Below are 18,532 nucleotides of genomic sequence, written 5' to 3' on the forward strand. Positions count from 1 at the left end.
GGAGTCCAGGGGCAGTTTGCGAGGGGGTCAGAATTTAGGAAGAGAACCGGGAAAAAATTCATCATATAAATCGCTGAAATGCTTACTGAGTAAGGCGGCGAGGGGGTCAACGGAAGAATCAGTATTTCAGGGTTTTGCTGACCCCCTCGCCGCTAATTAGACAATAATCGAATCACAAAAATAAGTTGTTACTCTCCTTATACAGAGGAATTTGCTTGAGTTTTGTGAAAACTAGCTTTTGATGGGCATTGCCTACCCTACTCACAACTAACAAAATATTAAAATGGCAAAAATTGCAGTAAGAGGGAACCAATACTTCCTACAAAATCCACAAGAGTGGGTTTAGCAGGTTTGAGTGCGGGATCGATATAGGGTGTTTGTAATTCTTGGATAAATGCTTGCGCTGTTTGCATTCCCGCAGCATTCTTTTCAGATGTAAATAACTTGTCTGCAACTTGGGCATCTTGGAATGCGCCTTGTCTGTCCATACTTTGATAGCGGGCTATACCGCGAGCGAGATATGCACCAGCGTAATCGGGCTTGGCTGCGATCGCCTGAGTAAAATAGTCAATAGCTGCCTGATGGTTGCCTTTTTGTGCTTCTGCTACACCCCAGGCATAAAATTCCTCTGGTTTTGCACTCTGTAAGGGTATCCCTGTCGCACCTTGCACGTTAGCAACGTTAATATCTGTACTGGGTAACTCTGCATTATATAGATAGCTACGCCTTAAATCGGCACCTGCTAAACTTGCTCCTGTGAGTTTGGCAGCACTCAGGTTAGCACCAAAGAAACTAGCACCGCTTAAGTTAGCGTTTCTTAAATCCGCACCAATTAAGTTAGCACGGCTGAGGTTAGCTCCTGCAAGATTTGCTCCGTTCAAATCTGCCCCTGATAAGTCAGCCATGACCAAACCAGCTCCAGATAAATCGCAACCCGAACATTTTTTGCTAGCCAGTAATTGTCTGAGATGTTCGGGATTTGCTGCTAGGGCAGTTTGGCTGAGGCTGAGAATAGTGAAAAATGCGGTTGTGGCTAAAATTTGGCTTTTCATATGCGAAGATGCGTGCATATTTTCCTAACTCGTTCAAAATCGGGAAAATGGTTTATAATTTTTATGGACTCTCAGCAGTTATACTGACGTAAAAGTACTTAATTTAATTTTTCTGTGGCGTCAAAGTGATAACAGTTTGACTTTGCCCTGTTCTTCCTCTAGGTGTTCGCCATGAAGAAGGTAAGCCCAGTTCTGCAAATAAACTTAAAGAAAAGGTCAAGCCAGCAGCTAGCAATAGTTTTTCAAGCATAGTAGTTTCCCCGCAACCAGTAGTCAGGTTGGTTTATATCTTTCGATTAAAATAAATTATTTGACTTCAACCTTAGAGATAAACAAGTAAGGGGAAAGCGATCCCTATCTTGCTAAGCAGTGACATTAGTCACAGTGCAAGACAAAAGCTGACTGCCTGCAAATTTCCTTATGGTAAAGTTGCACCACTGAGGTTAGCACCATCTAAAAGAGTTCCTTTTAAACGAGCTCCCTCAAGGTTAACATCATTAAGATTAGCTCCTCTTAAGTCGGCACTACTTAGATTAGCATTGGTCAGATTGGCATTGTCAAGATTAGCACCACTGAGATTTGCATTGCTTAAATTAACACCGCTTAAGTTAGAACTCGCAAGATTGGTACCGGCAAGGATTGCACCGCTTAAATTAACATTTCTTAAATCCGCATTTTTAAGGTTGGCACCATTAAATGCGCCTTATGCAGTTTCATGCCTTGCAAGTTCTTTCCTTGCCAATTGAGACCACCAAGGTTTTTTCCCAGTTCGTTTTGCTGCTTGACAGCTGGTGGTGCTGCTAGTGGCTCTTCCGATTCTGGAACAGATACATCTATTCCTATTGGCGGAATAGATGTGTCTATAGGTAGTTGTGAGGTAGGTGCCTCAACGACTACCTTGTCTTGTGAAGAATTATCCACCGCTGCCACTCTTTGCTGTAAACTCTTTAGAGTCGTGTAAACTCCCATTCCAGTGAGAAGAATTGCTCCAGTCATGACAGATGAAAGGGTAAAAAGCAATCTTTGTCGCTGTTTGGTGGGATACATTTGCCGTGCCTCAATTTTTAAATTCCAATTTGTGCCAACTGATAAAATGTTGACGCCAAATACCATCAATGTGTATCAGTAACCAGGTGCAGTAACTACAAACAAGTGACCGTTTTTATCTGTTTTAGTGTCTGCAGTTGATAAGGGCTACTTAAAAAGAGGAAATGGAGAGTCGTGAAAATATAACGATTGTACTTCTAACTGATACAATTCTTAAAGGATATGGCGATAAATAAAGATAGGGCTTCTCAAGAAATACACTTTGCTATTCTCTTCAGAAGCCATTATGAACTATCTGTAACAGAATGGGTGAAAAAATTTTCTTTTTTTCTAACCCCTGCCTTTTTTCAATCAAATAGGTAGCATAATAAACAGTATATTACGCAATATAAACACACTAGAAATTCTTCAAAAAGAAAAAAGATAATCCTAACTAGTTAACTTTGATTTTGCCAACGGATTTAATTAATATCTTTTTCATCCTCATCTTCATCACATATTGTCAAAACTTCAGGCGCACAGCGTTTAATAACGACAACAAGTCCTTGTGCGCCCTCATCGGTTAAATCTTCAACATATCCAGAGTAAGCGATAACAGCCTCTTCACGATTTAAAAAGGGTCCAAAATAATAGATACATCGCGGCTTAGTTGTCATAATTTCCACCCACCAATCTTCAGGACTTTTTTGCATACTGTATAACAAAAGTACTTTTTTAAGATTACACATCTTTTATACTATTTTTTTGCTCAGATCTATTTCTACGATCGCAATCTCTATATACAAAGAAAAAACACTTCTCATTTTGTTTACTTTTCTTAATACCTTGTATAAAGGGATAAAGCTAATACTCCTGATAGATAGATAATTTATTCCAAGGGATTGATGGAAATGTAAGAAAAATCTGTAGAAATATAATTAATAGCATTAAAAAATAGGCCGATTAAAGTTGTTTCTTATTGAGGTAAGAGGGCATGGCTGTAGGTATACATAGACGTGCTGTAGGCGTATTTCCACACCGTCGAGATGTGGAAAATGCCTTACAAGAATTGAGAAGTTCTGGCTTTCCAATGGACAGGGTATCTGTTATTAAGCGAGATGCCGATCGCAAAGATGAAATTGCGGGTGCCGAAGTCCGGGAAAACGTTGGCAATAAAGCAGACGAGGGTGCTACAGCAGGAGCAGTTTCTGGAGGAGTTTTAGGCGGATTAACAGGATTGTTAGTTGGCTTGGGAACTTTAGCGATTCCGGGAATCGGTCCAATTATGCTTGCTGGAGCAACAGCAACCGCGCTAGCAACAACTTTAGCGGGTGCTGGAATTGGTGCAGCAACGGGTGGCGTAGTTGGTGCATTAATTGGCTTGGGTATTCCTGAAGAACGGGCTAGAGTCTACAACGAGAGACTGGAGAGGGGAGATTACCTCGTTATTATAGATGGTACTGACGCTGAAATTGCCAGAGCAAGAGATATTTTGACCCGTGGGGGAGTACAAGAATTTGCTGTTTACGATCGCCCCGAACACAAGCAAGGAACAGCGACCCCCGTGGCTGCTACCCCAGGTGTAGTGGGTGCAGTCCCGAATGCAACACCACATACACATAGAAGAAGAAGAGCAATTGGTGTCTTCCCCAATCGCCGAGATGCAGAAGTCGCACTCACCGAATTGCGGGATGCTGGTTTTCCCCTCAGTCAGATTTCACTGATAGCTAAAGACGGAAATCACAACACAAATTTAACCGACACAGCTGTTGGCAGAGGTAACAAGGCTGACGAGGGTGCAAAAGCAGGGGCTGTGACAGGTGGAGCTTTAGGCGGTCTGGGCGGCTTGCTGGTAGGTCTTGGTGCGTTAGCGATTCCTGGGATTGGACCCGTGATTGCAGGTGGTGCAGTTGCAACAGCATTGGCTACCACCGCAGCTGGTGCGGGAATTGGAGCCGCAGCTGGTGGAGTCACAGGCGGACTTGTGGGTCTGGGAATTCCTGAAAACCGCGCCAAAGTTTACAACGACCGCTTGAACAGGGGTGACTATCTGATCATTGTCGATGGTACAGACGATGAAGTCCGTCGTGCGGAAGCCATTCTCAAACGTCACGGAATTCAAGAGTTTGATACCTTTGACGCGGCTGATACAACTGGCGTGCATCGCCACGATTCTGACAGAGATATTCATCCTGTAGTGGGTGCAGCACCACATACACACAGAAGAAGAAGAGCAATTGGTGTCTTCCCCAATCGCCGAGATGCAGAAGTCGCACTCACGGAATTGCGGGATGCTGGTTTTCCCCTCAGTCAGATTTCACTGATAGCTAAAGACGGAAATCACAACACAAATTTAACCGACACAGCTGTTGGCAGAGGTAACAAGGCTGACGAGGGTGCAAAAGCAGGGGCTGTGACAGGTGGAGCTTTAGGCGGTCTGGGCGGCTTGCTGGTAGGTCTTGGTGCGTTAGCGATTCCTGGGATTGGACCCGTGATTGCAGGTGGTGCAGTTGCAACAGCATTGGCTACCACCGCAGCTGGTGCGGGAATTGGAGCCGCAGCTGGTGGAGTCACAGGCGGACTTGTGGGTCTGGGAATTCCTGAAAACCGCGCCAAAGTTTACAACGACCGCTTGAACAGGGGTGACTATCTGATCATTGTCGATGGTACAGACGATGAAGTCCGTCGTGCGGAAGCCATTCTCAAACGTCACGGAATTCAAGAGTTTGATACCTTTGACGCGGCTGATACAACTGGCGTGCATCGCCACGATTCTGACAGAGATATTCATCCTGTAGTGGGTGCAGCACCACATACACACAGAAGAAGAAGAGCAATTGGTGTCTTCCCCAATCGCCGAGATGCAGAAGTCGCACTCACGGAATTGCGGGATGCTGGTTTTCCCCTCAGTCAGATTTCACTGATAGCTAAAGACGGAAATCACAACACAAATTTAACCGACACAGCTGTTGGCAGAGGTAACAAGGCTGACGAGGGTGCAAAAGCAGGGGCTGTGACAGGTGGAGCTTTAGGCGGTCTGGGCGGCTTGCTGGTAGGTCTTGGTGCGTTAGCGATTCCTGGAATTGGACCTGTGATTGCAGGTGGTGCAGTTGCAACAGCATTGGCTACCACCGCAGCTGGTGCGGGAATTGGAGCCGCAGCTGGTGGAGTCACAGGCGGGCTTGTGGGTCTGGGAATTCCTGAGAATCGCGCCAAAGTCTACAACGACCGCTTGAACAGGGGCGACTATCTGATCATTGTCGATGGTACAGATGATGAAGTCCGTCGTGCGGAAGCCATTCTCAAACGTCATGGAATTCAAGAGTTTGATACCTTTGATGCGGCTGATACAACTGGCGTGCATCGCCACGATTCTGACAGAAGCATTCATCATGATGCGCCCGTTGTAAATACAACTTCCACCGAACATGGAGTAGGGTACGACAAAGACGATCCTGCTGTCATCATTGTTGACCATCGGAACGAAAAAGTATAAGAGCGTTGGGTGTTAGTGGTTAATTCTTAATAACTACTAACACCTGACACCTAACCACTAACTATTAATAAAGGATTGATTCAAAATGAAAAAGCTAATTCCCTTCGTATTTGGTTCTCTTTTAGTTTTTGGTGCAGCTGCTTGCAGTCCCGATGTTTCCAAGAGCAGTTCAGAAGCACCTAACAATACAAACGAAGCAGCGCAAGCACCAGCGCCAGAAGCAACCGAAGCAGCTCTTAAGGATGCTCAAAGTCAAGTTCGTAGAGACCAGCTTAATGCTGACATTAAGGCTCGTGAAGAACGCAATAATGCCTTGAATGATGGCAAAGCCGCAAGCCGCTCTGAAGACGATCTAGAAAGTGAAGTTCGCTCTAAGTTAGAAGCTAACATTCCTAACGGTCAGTTGACTGTTGCAGCTGAGGATAACGGAACAGTTACAGTTGCGGGAACTGTTACAAATCAAGAGCAACTTAACAAGATTGAGCCTTTAGCCAAGCAAATTAAAGGTGTTACAACTGTAGTTAATAAAGCAAAAGTAGCTAAGCCTGCAAGCTAGCAAGTTGTGGGAAGTCAAAAGTCAAAAAATATTGCAGATAAAATATTTATTTTGACTTTTGACTTATCGTAGCGGTAGTAACTTAGATAGAGGAAGAATATGGACGCTAACGCACAACAACTGCAACCTTTTGATGATGTTCCAGATACAACCTCATCCACGCCTGTAGCAGCAATTGAAGGTACTAAACCAAATCAGCCATTATTACCACCTGCTAATAAATCTCAAGACAAATGGCAGCAAATCGGCGAACAAGTCTCACAAGTTTTAGCTGATTTACCAGATAACATAGGTAAAGTTTTTAATCAATACAGGCAATTAATCATTACTCTTGTTTTAATTGCTTCTGCAATTGTTACAGGTCGAGTATTTTTAGCAATACTTGATGCTATTAATGATATTCCCTTACTATATCCAATTTTTGAATTAATTGGAATTAGTTATACAACTTGGTTTGTCTTTCGCTATCTTCTTACAAAAGCAACCCGTCAAGAGTTAGTAGCACAAATACAATCTATCAAAAATGACATTTTAGGAACTCAAGATTCATAGTTTTTGAATAACTGGAAAAATAAATTTCAGAACTTGTTTTTTGCCATGAGTGCTTAGTTGAATGCTATTGGTCAAGCAGAATGGGAATGTTTTGCTTGACCGTTTTGTTATTGGTTTTTTGCTGTAGGGTTGGCAATGTTACAGCCATTTTCAGATAAATAGACCACAGTAGTAGGGGCGCAAGGCATTGCGCCCTTAAATATGGTGTGGTTCATTTAGGTGAAAACTGCTATAACCCTAATTTTTGACGCATTGTTAACGTGAGTTCGACTCCCGGATTTCTCACAAGCTTCCTCTCCTAAAGCAGGGGAGGAGCAACGTGCGCGATCGCACTTTTAAAACCCCACTCCTCCTAGAAGAGGGATTTGGGGTAAAGTCTGTTTTGAGTTCATCGAACTCACATTTTGTTAGAGATCGGCTAAATTTGGGAACAATAAAAAGTAAGACGATCTTAGAGGATGTTTGTAAAGTTTACCGGGAACATACCAAAGAGTGCCAATTGCCTTCAAAATTCTATTTTGAGGCTATGCAAACAAAGTCCGCGTAGGCGGACTTTATTTGTATAGCGGCGATTTCAATCGCCAACTTTGAAAACATCCTCTTAACAGTGATGTTGAGATTATCTAGTGCTGAAAGAACCAAGCTAACTTTATGGAAAGACGAAAATTCCTGATTTTGACTAGCTCTAGTACTCTTTTATCTTTTGGTTTAAATAGTTGTAACAAAGCTCAGAACAAACCAGTTGCTTTGACTGTTTCTGCGGCTGCTGTATTTAGAGATGCCATGGTAGAGGTTGGTAGATTGTACACAAACGAAAACCCAAATATTCTTGTGAATTATAATATTACAGGTGGTGGTGTTCTGAAAAAACAAATTGAACTTGGAGCACCTGTTGATGTGTATCTTCCAGCTTCTGCAAAACCAATGAACGAATTGCAGAGCAAAGGTTTGATATTAGAAGATTCTCGACTAAATTTTATAGAAAATGAGATAGTATTGATTTCATTAAATAAATTATTCGGAATCTCCAATTTTACGGATATACTGAACAGTCAAGTTAAAAAAGTTGCGTTAGGAACAGAAAATATTGATGCAGGTATTTATGCCAAACAAATTCTTGATAATTTAAAAATTTACGACCAAGCGAAATCTAAATTTATTTTTGAAGATCGAGACGTACAGCAAATTCTTAAGTATGTTGAAACAGGTCATGCAGATGTTGGAATTACCTTTTTAACTGAAGCTAAACGCTCTAAAAAGGTGAAAATTTTGGCGATGTCGCCTGTGGGTTCCCATGTTCCAGTTATATCTACAGTTGCAGTTGTAAAAAATAGCAAGCATATTGCTGAATCTCGTGAATTTATTCGTTTTCTTAAAAGCAAGCGAGCAATATCTATTTTTGAAGAATTTGGATTTATAAAGATTAAATAACTTACATCAAACATTCGTATATCAAAATATCTGAAAAAGCTCTCGTTGGCGATTGGCAATTTATTTCTTAGTTCCCAGTCACCATTTCTGATGAACTGTTTTAGGAAAAACCAAGTACATTTCTAGAAGTTTCTAAAACATTTTTAGGGCGAAAAGGCTTTGTCATATACAAATCTGCACCGACATCACTTCCTTTTTGCTTATCAAACTCTTGTCCTTTGGCAGTTAATAGAATGATATACACATCTTGCAGTCCTAGCTCGTGTTTAACAGCATCGCAAACCTCCAATCCATTCATTTTTGGCATCATCACATCCATAAACACGAGTAATGGTTTTTCTGTCTTAATCAGTTCCAATGCTTCTTCTCCATTTTTCGCTGTGAGTAACTCTACTCCTTCATCTTCTAAACTCTCCAATGCTTGTTCCATCAGGATTAAAATATTGGGTTCATCATCAACTATCAGGACTTTTTTAGTCATAATGTTTCCTTGGTTTGGTTATCTGTAAGTACAATAAAAAAGACATTTTCCATTCCCTTTTCAAAACGCAGTGTTTTCACTAAATTGTGCTGCTCCTGAAAATATGAGTCTACTATAATCATATCGGGCTGAATTGCTAATGCCTTTTCAATACATTCTTGACTGTCATAAGCTTCTACAACATTGTAACCTTGTGCCTGCAATACATTAGATAATGTTTGTAAAGTAGAAGTATTGGTATCTACGATTAAAACTTTCTTTTGAGAAACTCCTTGTGACAGCAGTACACCGATATCTTTGAGCAATTCTTCTTTATTAATCGGTTTAGTTAAATAACGGTCTATGCCCAAACGATATCCTCTTTCCTTATCTTCAATGATTGACAGAATAATAATTGGAATACCTGTTGTTTGTGGGTTGTGTTTGAGTACGGCTGCTACCTCAAAACCGTTAATTTGAGGCATCATTACGTCTAAAAGAATGAGATCTGGCTGAGCTATTTTAACTTGTGCGATCGCATCCATCCCATCTTTAGCTTCTCGAACTTTATAGCCTTCAGTTTCCAATTCCTGTCTGAGCAATTCGCGAATGTGAGCGTCATCATCAACTACAAGAATTGTTTTGAACTTTTCTAGCAAATTGGGTGTAGCCGTCACTACGTGCTCTTTTAATTGCTTAATTAAAGTATTAATAGAGAGTTTGTCTGCCTCCAGATTATTATCCATAAGCGGTAAAGTAAAGAAAAACGTGCTACCCGAGCCTTGCTCGCTCTCAACCCAAATGCGACCCCCATGATGTTCTATGATTTGTTTGCAGATAGGTAACCCCAAACCCGTACCTTTGGGTTTGTCTGTCAGAGTGTTTCCAACTTGCTTAAATCTTTCAAACACCTTAGGCTGGTCATCTGTAGCAATGCCAATACCCGTATCGGTCACGCTTAAGAGCATCTCGCCATTATGGATATTTGCCTGACAGGTAATATGACCCTGCTCGGTGAACTTGACAGCATTGGAAATAAGGTTAATCATGACTTGAATCAGGCGATCGCTGTCCCCAATAATAAGAGGTAGGTCGGTGTCAATCAACTTGCGTAACTTCAATCCTTTCATTTCCAGTAGAGAAGACGTGGCTGCTATGGCTCGCTCGATAACATCTCCGATATAAAGTGGGTTCATATACCATTCCACTTTGCCAGCTTCCATCTTGGCGACATCTAAAACGTCATTGATTAACGTGGTCAGTCGTTCCGCCTCCGACACAATAATATTGATATTTGTTTGTACTTGTTTGAGAGTGCGTTGAGCTTTGCGGTGTTCGGGATCGATCTCTGGGGCAAGATCCTCTAACTTCTCTTGAATAATTGAGGCAAATCCCAAGACTGAAGTGAGGGGTGTTCGCAGTTCGTGGGATACCGTGGAGATAAAATCCGTCTTCATTCGATCCACTTCTTTCTCAGCAGTAATATCTCGAATCAAAATAATCGAACCCAGCGAATTACTACCTGTGTTTCCACCATCTTTAACAATTGCTCTTGCCACAGCGTGACCGATACGTCCACCTGTAAATTCAAGTTCCGCCGTGAAAACCTCTCCCAATCTTTTCCGTGTTTGTTCTACAAGTTCAACAATTTTGGAATTTGCTAAAGCCTGAGTGTCTCGATTTGTTAAATCCGTGTTTTCCAATCCAAACATTGCCACTAATGCTGGGTTGTACCGCTTAATTTTACCCTCAATGTCCGTCACTAAAAGACCATCTACCAGGTTATCAATGATAGTACTCAAATAAATGAGAGCATTTTCAAGCTCCTGACCGTGGATTTTGAGTCCTTGCAACAAGCCGTCAATTTGTTCAGCCATTGTGTTCAGTGTAGAAGCAAGCACGCCTACTTCATCTCCAGAAGTGACTTTAGCTTTGATCCGTAACTCGCCGTTTGCCATATGGGAAGCAGTTACAGTTACCTGAGTCAGAGCGCGAATAATTTGAGAAACCACTATGAATGATATCGGTATTGATAGCAAGCTCAGCACTAAAGCCATGAAAAGTAAGTTTTGACTTTGAATGGCAGTTTCAGCAGTCTGTGTCTCCACGCTTCTCGCAGTCACATCCATCAAATTTGTTAAGAAACTGGTCAAATTATTAATTTGTTCGAGATATTCTGTTTGTTGTTGGGGAGAAGCCGTCAAATAATTTTCTATTTTTTGGCGGTAAATTTGCCAAGTATCTTCAATTTTTTCCACTTGAGCCAGCACTTTTGGATCGGACACCGCATTTAATCCCAGTTTGTTTGAGCCTTGATGTATGGCAGAGAGCGATGTTTCAAACTGCTGAATGTCATCCTTGATGCTAACATCAATAGCGACACGCTCCCCTGGTTTAGTTTTTCCAGCACGAAGATTTGCCAAATAAGCCAACTTGTAAGTCAGCATCCGTTTGGAACCTATAGTATTAATTAACGGGCTACTATTACGAACGCGATTTAAACCTATACCCCCAATACCAACAGCTACCAAATTAATCACAACCAGACTGCAAAACAACAACCTTAAGCGATCGCGAATATTCAACTGGTATTTAAAGCGGTTGGAGCGATCGCTATGTTGATAATACATTTGATTTGAGTTGATGGTATTCGTCATGTTTGCAATTTTTCCTAGTAAGTTTTTTGAAGCACCGTCATACTGGTTTCTAAAGATTTCAGCGTTGTTTGCTGTATGGGAATTTCAATCCAGAAAGCCGTTCCTTTTCCCGCTTGGGAAACACATTGCAGTCTTCCACCATGCTTTTCAATAATTTGATGGCTAATAGATAATCCCAATCCCGTTCCCTTACTTGTTGCTTTAGTTGTAAAGAACGGCTCAAATAAATGCGATCGAACAGTTTCATCCATACCCATGCCATTATCACTGATGACAACAACAACACTGGGACATATGGGAAGTTCAGATTCTGAATTATAATTTTTGATTAAGTCTTTTAATTGAAAATTTTCTTGGATGAATTGCTGAAAATTATTTTTTGCTATCAATTCAGTATAAATATTAATAATTCCTGGTTTTTCTTGCCCCTCAATAGCATCAATTGCATTAGCAATCAAATTCATAAACACCTGGTTTAACTGATTTGCATAACCATCAACAAGTGGAAGATTGCCAAATTTTTTGATAATTTCTATGCCCCGATGTCTTTCATTTGGTTTAAGGCGACTCTGAAGAATCAACAGCGTGTTATCTATTCCTTCATGAAGATCGACAGGTTTCATTTCTTCTCGCTCCAATCGAGAAAAATTTCGTAATGATAGTGCTAATTGACGGATACGTTCAATTCCCAAATGCATGGAGGACAAGAGATTTGTAAAATCTTGTTTGAGAAATTCCAAATCTAAATCTTGAATAAAATCTTTAATTTCAGAAACTGGTTGGGGATAATTTTGTTGGTAAAGATGCAATACCTTAAGAAGGTCTTGAGTATACTTTTGTGCATATTTGAGGTTACCAACAACATAGTTAACTGGGTTGTTAATTTCATGAGCAACACCAGCAACTAATTGACCCAAGCTAGACATTTTTTCACTTTGAATAAGCTGTGATTGTGTTTGCTGTAGTTCGTAGAGAGTTCGTTGGAGTTGCTGGGTTTGCTCCTGAGCGACGTGAAGTGCATTACAATTTTGTTCGTAAAGCACAGCTTTCTCAATAGCAACTGCTGTTTGCAATGCCAGTATAGTTAACAGTTTTAAGTCTTGAGTGGAGTAAGTAGTAGGAGTTTCACTAAGAAGCACGATCGCTCCAATCACCTGCTTCTCTGTTATCAAGGGCACGCACATAAAAGAATGGAAGTTAACTTGGCGATCGACAAACCTTGGATCTGAGAACACATCATTAACAATCTCACCCTGACCGGATTTTATAATTGTGTCAATAATTTCTTGAGCTTTTATCAAAGGATTTTCAAAACAAACGTTCTGAACGTCTTCCCAGAGAATATCTAATCGATTTGTATTGTTATTGAGTAAGAGAATCGCAGAAGTTGTAAATTGAATTAATTTTCTCGCTTCTTCAAGAACCAGTTGAGCAACTTCTTTAGGATTTAAACTAGCGCTGATTTGTGTAAAAATATCATGAAATAAGTCGATTTCCTGATACTTATCTAACAGTTCATGAGCTAGTAATTTCTTTTCATACTGCTGTTGCACCAGGTACGACAGTAAAAAGGCAACGGTTTCTGCCTTCTTACTGCCAATAACCCAGCCAACAATTTCGTCTAAAAGCTTTACAGGATGTTTTTGAACTGATTCTTTGTCGTCTGTACCGAATATTAACTTACCACCTGTATCTTCTATACAGAAAGAAGAATTCATCTCATTAACAAGGTTAGTGAGTATGTCGATAACTTCTTTTTGGGTAACTAGCTTTCTGAAATTGATATGGTTCATCTCATTTCGGCACCATCAACTCGACATTGCCATCCAAAACAGAGGCAATGCTGAATGTACGGAATAGCTTGTGCTCATGCCGAAAGCAACAGCAAGATGTACCTCATTCTGCCTCTATTAGGTCAAATCTATAGTTCCCATAGAAAATAGCTTAAGTAACATCTCAATTGTTAAGTAAGTATAATTTGCTCAATTTTTTCTAAAAATTGACACTTGCCGCCCGCTCTTGGACGGTGAGTGTCAATCTTTCGAGTTACCGCTCGCTGTCACCGCGCCAATCGCTGATAACTGGTTGCTCATTGCTGCATCTTGTGTCTATTTGTTGAGTTGTGGCGTTGTTTTTGTTAGCGTCTTGCATTCGTTTTGAAGCGCTAGCTTGATAAGTTTCTGTCAGCCCTGTTGCAACAAATACAAATATGACAAAGGTAAACAGCTTGGTAAATGCGTCTTTATCTTTATTTTGTTCTAAAAATGAATTATACGCTAACAGGAAGAAGCCAACGAGAAAAGGAACGATAATCAAGTCCATCTTTTTAACCTCTATCTTTTGTTTGCTGGCAGATACACCCCACTTTGTTATTCTTCTGCCAGAAACACTGATACAGATTAGTAAATTTAGTGATATTTTTTACTTTAATATAAATGAATCTTTTATGGAAGTCCTCAGCCAGCAATCTCGCAATCCTATCTGAGATCTAAACAAGGGAGATAAGGAGGATAAGGAAGAGGTGTTTGTCAATCATTTAGGACTGCTATATTACTGAGGCTCGTCCCTTCGGGTTCGCCCTTCGTGTCCTTAAAGGTACCCACTGAGGTACGCGCATAATGGGACATATTATAAAGTTTTGTAAAGCAAGCTGTAGAAAACTTTAATTTACTCAGGGTTCAGACTCAACTTAAACTTGACTGTTCAAATGAAAACATTCTCTAAAGGTCATTAATGGGCGCTAATTTCCAAAAATGCTCAGCCCCAAGTCTTGGGATATAGCTTCAACAAAAGCAAGTGCCGCAACAGGGTTACCTGCATTGTCTAACGCAGGGCTGTAGCAAGCGATCGCCCCGCGACCCGGTACCACAGCTAATAGTGCGCCACCGACCCCGGATTTTATAGGTAAACCGATCTGTAAAGCATATTGAGGAGAAGCTTCATACAATCCGCAGGTGAGCATCAGTGCATTCACATAACGGCGATACTGGGTTGCAACTCGTCCATTTTCACACGCTAGAAGTAAACCCAGACGGGCTAAATCTTCTACCGTCCCCGACAAACAGCATATTTGCTCGTAAGTGTCAATCGCTTTTTCTATATCCTCAAGATACCCTGCTTGAGCAAGATAACGGGCAATATCTCGATTGACTTGAGAATTTACCAAACGCACGGAAGCCAGCATGACCTCGTCTAACTCAAGTTGACACCCAGCTCGCTGATTCAACCACTGACACAAATGTTGGCTGCGATCGCTAGCGCTCTTTCCTGGTAACTTATCAGCAAGGGTAATTGCTCCACTATTAATCATTGGATTGCGAGGTCTTCCACGATCTTTGACCAGTTGCTCTAAAGAATTAAAAGCAACATCAGATGGTTCAACCCCAACCCACTGAAAAACAGTTTCTGTTCCTAAATGTTGTAGCAAATACAGCAGTGAAAATGGCTTAACTGCGCTCATGAGGGGGAAAATACAAGAAGTCTCACCCTCGCTATAAACTGACCCTTTTGCACAAAGAACGCAAACTGCAAACAAATTGGCATCAGCCAATGCCAATTGTGGAATGCGATCGATGACTTTTCCTTTACGTGCAAAGGTTCTAGCCTGCTGTACCCAAGCGGACAACTCGGTAGTGGTTAAAGTTTCCAATCCTCTCATGTAACATCAGTTATAATGCGGGACTTATAGCCGCTCAAACTCCCCATCAGTTAAAAAGGGTAAAGTATAAAAAATAGGTGTAGCATGAATTGAGTTTAAGATCTACTTTATACTTCATCCTTCATACTTTATACTTCAGATGATGCCCCGTGTTAGAGCACCCGAACTCCCTCAAAATCAACCTTGGCTGAATGCGGAAAAACCATTGTCTCTTAAAGAACTGAGGGGGAGAGTTATTCTTCTAGACTTTTGGACATACTGTTGTATCAACTGCCTGCACATCCTACCAGATCTAAAATATCTAGAACAAAAATATAAAGATAGCTTGACAGTTATTGGCATACATAGTGCTAAATTTAACAATGAGAAGGAAAGCGAAAACATCCGTCAAGCCATTTTACGTTACGATATTGAACATCCCGTTTTAGTGGACAGCGGTTTTAAGGTTTGGCAAGAGTATGCCGTGCGTGCTTGGCCAACATTAATCGCGATCGATCCAGAAGGTTACGTTATTGGCTCTGTATCTGGTGAAGGCAATCGTGATGTTTTAGATGAACTCATACAAAAGTTAATTCTCCAACATCAAGAAAAAGGCACGATGAATTTTCAAGAACTCAGCCTCACTTTAGAAAAACAGCGCCAACCACTTGTGACGCCCCTAGCCTTTCCCGGTAAAGTTCTGGCTACTAATGATGTTTTATTTATTGCTGATTCGGGGCATCATCGTCTTGTGATAAGTCGTATCAACGGGCAAATATTACATACAATTGGCATCGGACAACCAGGATTAACCAACGGTTCTTTCAATGAATGTCAGTTTTCTGCGCCTCAAGGAATGGCATTTGATGACGACAAGCAACTTTTATACGTTGCTGATACGGAAAATCACGTAATTAGAAGAGTCGATCTCAAACACCAGATTGTAGAAACCATCGCTGGAACAGGTCAACAAAGCCGCAATATTCGTCCTCACAGTGGGGTTGCAACAGAAACAGCATTGAATTCTCCTTGGGATCTGCAAAAAGTTGGAAACAGCTTATTTATTGCTATGGCTGGTTCTCATCAAATTTGGGAAATGAATTTGGCAACTGGTATTGTGAGAACTTATGCTGGTACTGGTGCGGAAGCTTGTGTTGATGGTACTCTAACCGAGTCTACCTTTGCCCAACCCAGCGGAATCACGACAGATGGACGAGACTTATACGTTGCTGACAGTGAGGGAAGTACGATTCGCGCTGCGGGACTGGTTGAACCTTTAACAGTCAGAACTGTTTGCGGTAGTGGTGATTTGTTCGGTTTTGGTGATGTTGACGGACAGGGTTTTGATGTCAGGTTGCAGCACTGTTTGGGAGTCGAATATGCCCAAAATTTTTTGTGGGTAGCCGACACCTACAACCACAAGATTAAACTTGTCAATCCTCAAAGCGGTAATTGTCAAACTGTTCTTGGAGATGGTATTGCGGGTTTGCTGGACGGTCAAGGTAAAAATACTCGTTTTTCCGAACCTTCAGGATTGAGTGTTATAGGTTCTGAATTATATATTGCTGATACAAACAATCACACTATTCGTCGTGTCGATTTAAATACTTTTACGGTCACAACAGTGCAATTCCCAAGTCTGTGTTCTCCAAATTTGTGCATTCCAAATTGAGTCAGTCATGAGGGTGTTGACACTCTCCGCCCTATAAGGGCGAAGATTCTTCAATCACAGACCCAACTTGCTGATACAGGATTTCTCCAGTATGAGTAGAGGTCGAATCTCCTGAAGCGTTCGGATAGTAGATCCAAGTTCCCGTATGCCCTACGGTACTCAAGGCTAATTTCAGAATATTGATAGCGGCATTCGAGTCTCTATCTATTACAAAGCCGCATTCGCAAACATGGGTTCTTGTAGATAAAGATTTTTTGACTATTGCGCCACAACTGAAGCATTCTTGAGAAGTGTAGGCGGGGTTAACCGCAACAGTTATCCTGCCAAACTTCACCCCAAAATACTCCAACCATTTTCTGAATTTATACCAACCAGCATCATTAATAGATTTAGCGAGACAGTGATTTTTCACTAAATTTTTAATCCTCAAATCTTCATAGGATACCAAGTCGTGAGATTGGATTACGCAACGCGCCAGTCTCTTGGCGTGTTCTTCACGTTGCCTACTTATTTTGAGGTGTACTCGCCCTAATTTATTAATAGCTTTCTTACGGTTGGCAGAGCCTTTCTTTTTACGAGAAACGCGCTTTTGTCTAAATTTTAGACGTTTCTCTCCTGTGCGATAAAACCTTGGGTTAGGTTCACTATGTCCATTGCTGTCGGTATAGAATTCTTTAAGTCCTACATCCAAACCAATGGTTTTCCCTGTGGGTTGTGTTTCTAATTTGTTGTCTACACTAATCAGAAATTGAACATAATACCCATCAGCACGACGAACTAATCTAACTCGTTTTACCTGTTCTAATTGGTAGAAGTTTAAATCCCATGTTCCTTTCAGCTTGAGCGTACCAATACCTTTTTTGTCGGTGAAGGTTATTTGTTTCCTGGTCTCGGAAAGTGACCACCCAGAGGTTTTATACTCCACTGAGCGAGAATTTTTCTTGAACTTTGGATATCCCTTTTTACCCGGAACAGACTTTTTGCAGTTGTCGTAAAAACGAGCAATAGAACTATAAGCCCGTTCAATAGAAGCTTGGCAAGCACTAGAATTCAGAGCTTTTACAAATAGGAATTCTCTTCTCAATGACTTACTAAGGCGATACATTTCTTTTTGTCCCACGCCTCGATTATCCATCCAAAAACGGATACTCTTATTGCGAACAAATTGAGCCGTCCTAATCGCCTCATCAATGGCAGTATATTGAGTCGTTTTCCCTTTGGCTTTGAATTCTAAAACAATCATTTTCCGTGGAAAACTTCTACGCAAAATATTATAACACAAATAAAGTCGCCCTAGAAGGGCGAGGCTTTAGACCCATTCTCTTGGTAAATTTCTCTCCTAACTTTTTTTAAGAATGACTATGAGCATCATTTTACATATTACTCAAAAAGAACAGTGGGAACAAGCAAAACGTGATGGAGTTTATCGCGGAGATACTCTTGATTCTGAGGGCTTTATTCACTGTTCTCAACCAAAACAAGTGATAAAAGTCGCAAATACTTTTTTCTACAATCAACAGGGATTGGTACTTCTTTTCATTGAGTCTAATAAAGTTAGCTCGGAAATTCGTTATGAAGGCGTTGAGGAAGGCGAACAATTTCCTCACATTTATGGGGCTTTGAATGTTGATGCTGTGACACAGGTGATTGACTTTCAGCCAGGTGAGGATGGTTTTTTTAAAGAGTAGGAGGAATTAGGAGGAATTTTCTTTACGAGCTGGTCAGGGGGACAAGGAAGAGGTGTTTGTAACTCATTTACGACTGCGATAGGAGAAATATGGAAGGGAAGGACTTTGAGGTAGAAGCCTACGTAGATTTAATGGTATCTCTGTTAGATTTAAAACTTAAGGATGAGTATCGCGATGGAGTCGTAGACAATTTTGAGAGAATTATGGCGATCGCTCAAGTTGTCAATGAGTTTCCCTTACCGGATGAACTAGAAGCTTCTACAGAGTTTCAACCAGGCTAGCAACAGTTGTCACTATTGACAGTT

Annotated in this window: 18 protein-coding genes and 1 pseudogene; 7 read left to right on the forward strand and 12 right to left on the reverse strand. The window is 41.1% G+C overall.

Annotated elements, in window-relative coordinates; genetic code table 11:
- Positions 1-278: 278 nt before the first annotated feature.
- The 6 genes and pseudogenes from HC643_RS27180 to HC643_RS27195 all read right to left on the reverse strand — a co-directional run bounded on the left by HC643_RS27180 (position 279) and on the right by HC643_RS27195 (position 2,827).
- Positions 279-1,052 carry a pentapeptide repeat-containing protein gene (locus HC643_RS27180; protein ID WP_038075157.1) on the reverse strand — a complete coding sequence of 258 codons (774 nt, stop codon included), beginning with the start codon at positions 1,050-1,052 and terminating at the stop codon, positions 279-281.
- Between the two features lie 103 nt (positions 1,053-1,155).
- On the reverse strand, positions 1,156-1,302 hold the full coding sequence (locus tag HC643_RS27185) for a hypothetical protein (protein WP_153021448.1): 147 nt from the start codon (positions 1,300-1,302) through the stop codon (positions 1,156-1,158).
- Between the two features lie 168 nt (positions 1,303-1,470).
- Positions 1,471-1,599: a pentapeptide repeat-containing protein gene (locus tag HC643_RS42655; RefSeq protein WP_411858919.1), complete on the reverse strand. Its 129-nt coding sequence runs from the start codon at positions 1,597-1,599 to the stop codon at positions 1,471-1,473.
- 3 nt (positions 1,600-1,602) lie between these two features.
- A pseudogene (locus HC643_RS42660) lies at positions 1,603-1,695 on the reverse strand (pentapeptide repeat-containing protein); the annotation flags it as partial.
- Between the two features lie 20 nt (positions 1,696-1,715).
- Positions 1,716-2,165 carry a hypothetical protein gene (locus HC643_RS41600; RefSeq protein WP_237265952.1) on the reverse strand — a complete coding sequence of 150 codons (450 nt, stop codon included), beginning with the start codon at positions 2,163-2,165 and terminating at the stop codon, positions 1,716-1,718.
- Between the two features lie 395 nt (positions 2,166-2,560).
- Positions 2,561-2,827 (reverse strand): DUF1816 domain-containing protein, encoded by a 267-nt coding sequence (locus HC643_RS27195; RefSeq protein ID WP_038075138.1) that lies wholly within the window; start codon positions 2,825-2,827, stop codon positions 2,561-2,563.
- 245 nt (positions 2,828-3,072) lie between these two features.
- Between HC643_RS27195 and HC643_RS42795 the strand changes: the two genes are divergently transcribed.
- The 4 genes from HC643_RS42795 to modA all read left to right on the forward strand — a co-directional run bounded on the left by HC643_RS42795 (position 3,073) and on the right by modA (position 8,113).
- On the forward strand, positions 3,073-5,574 hold the full coding sequence (locus HC643_RS42795; RefSeq protein WP_456341415.1) for a general stress protein: 2,502 nt from the start codon (positions 3,073-3,075) through the stop codon (positions 5,572-5,574).
- A gap of 85 nt (positions 5,575-5,659) precedes the next feature.
- The gene (locus HC643_RS27205; RefSeq protein WP_038075144.1) at positions 5,660-6,130 is read left to right on the forward strand and encodes a BON domain-containing protein; all 471 of its coding nucleotides are present in this window, start codon (positions 5,660-5,662) and stop codon (positions 6,128-6,130) included.
- 99 nt (positions 6,131-6,229) lie between these two features.
- Positions 6,230-6,682, forward strand: a complete 453-nt coding sequence (locus HC643_RS27210; RefSeq protein ID WP_038075147.1) for a CAAD domain-containing protein — start codon at positions 6,230-6,232, stop codon at positions 6,680-6,682.
- Between the two features lie 651 nt (positions 6,683-7,333).
- The gene (gene modA, locus HC643_RS27215; protein ID WP_038075150.1) at positions 7,334-8,113 is read left to right on the forward strand and encodes a molybdate ABC transporter substrate-binding protein; all 780 of its coding nucleotides are present in this window, start codon (positions 7,334-7,336) and stop codon (positions 8,111-8,113) included.
- A 100-nt stretch (positions 8,114-8,213) separates the two neighbouring features.
- Here modA and HC643_RS27220 read toward each other — a convergent pair whose 3' ends face one another.
- The 5 genes from HC643_RS27220 to glsA form a co-directional block, all read right to left on the reverse strand.
- On the reverse strand, positions 8,214-8,594 hold the full coding sequence (locus HC643_RS27220; RefSeq protein WP_038075152.1) for a response regulator: 381 nt from the start codon (positions 8,592-8,594) through the stop codon (positions 8,214-8,216).
- A complete protein-coding gene (locus HC643_RS27225) occupies positions 8,591-11,230 on the reverse strand; it encodes a response regulator (protein ID WP_050046807.1) in 2,640 nt (879 codons plus the stop codon). The genes HC643_RS27220 and HC643_RS27225 overlap by 4 nt, the downstream gene beginning before the upstream one ends.
- A 14-nt stretch (positions 11,231-11,244) precedes the next feature.
- Complete coding sequence (locus tag HC643_RS27230) at positions 11,245-13,023, reverse strand: ATP-binding protein (protein WP_038085218.1); 1,779 nt, start codon at positions 13,021-13,023, stop codon at positions 11,245-11,247.
- A 253-nt stretch (positions 13,024-13,276) separates the two neighbouring features.
- On the reverse strand, positions 13,277-13,552 hold the full coding sequence (locus tag HC643_RS27235; RefSeq protein ID WP_038085217.1) for a hypothetical protein: 276 nt from the start codon (positions 13,550-13,552) through the stop codon (positions 13,277-13,279).
- A gap of 418 nt (positions 13,553-13,970) precedes the next feature.
- Positions 13,971-14,888 carry a glutaminase A gene (gene glsA / locus HC643_RS27240; protein WP_038085216.1) on the reverse strand — a complete coding sequence of 306 codons (918 nt, stop codon included), beginning with the start codon at positions 14,886-14,888 and terminating at the stop codon, positions 13,971-13,973.
- A 139-nt stretch (positions 14,889-15,027) separates the two neighbouring features.
- On the opposite strand from glsA, the gene HC643_RS27245 reads away from it, so the two are divergent.
- A complete protein-coding gene (locus HC643_RS27245; protein WP_038085214.1) occupies positions 15,028-16,539 on the forward strand; it encodes a thioredoxin-like domain-containing protein in 1,512 nt (503 codons plus the stop codon).
- A 31-nt stretch (positions 16,540-16,570) separates the two neighbouring features.
- Here the strand turns inward: HC643_RS27245 and HC643_RS27250 are convergent, their stop codons facing one another.
- On the reverse strand, positions 16,571-17,782 hold the full coding sequence (locus HC643_RS27250) for an RNA-guided endonuclease InsQ/TnpB family protein (RefSeq protein WP_167844594.1): 1,212 nt from the start codon (positions 17,780-17,782) through the stop codon (positions 16,571-16,573).
- Positions 17,783-17,900: 118 nt separating this feature from the next.
- Between HC643_RS27250 and HC643_RS27255 the strand changes: the two genes are divergently transcribed.
- Entirely contained in the window at positions 17,901-18,227 is a 327-nt protein-coding gene (locus HC643_RS27255) for a DUF952 domain-containing protein (RefSeq protein ID WP_082051908.1), read from the forward strand.
- 89 nt (positions 18,228-18,316) lie between these two features.
- Positions 18,317-18,508 carry a DUF4089 domain-containing protein gene (locus HC643_RS27260; RefSeq protein WP_038089699.1) on the forward strand — a complete coding sequence of 64 codons (192 nt, stop codon included), beginning with the start codon at positions 18,317-18,319 and terminating at the stop codon, positions 18,506-18,508.
- Positions 18,509-18,532 lie beyond the last annotated feature (24 nt).

Origin of the sequence: Tolypothrix bouteillei VB521301, assembly GCF_000760695.4 — a bacterium.
GTDB classification, from domain to species: Bacteria; Cyanobacteriota; Cyanobacteriia; order Cyanobacteriales; family Nostocaceae; genus Scytonema; species Scytonema bouteillei_A.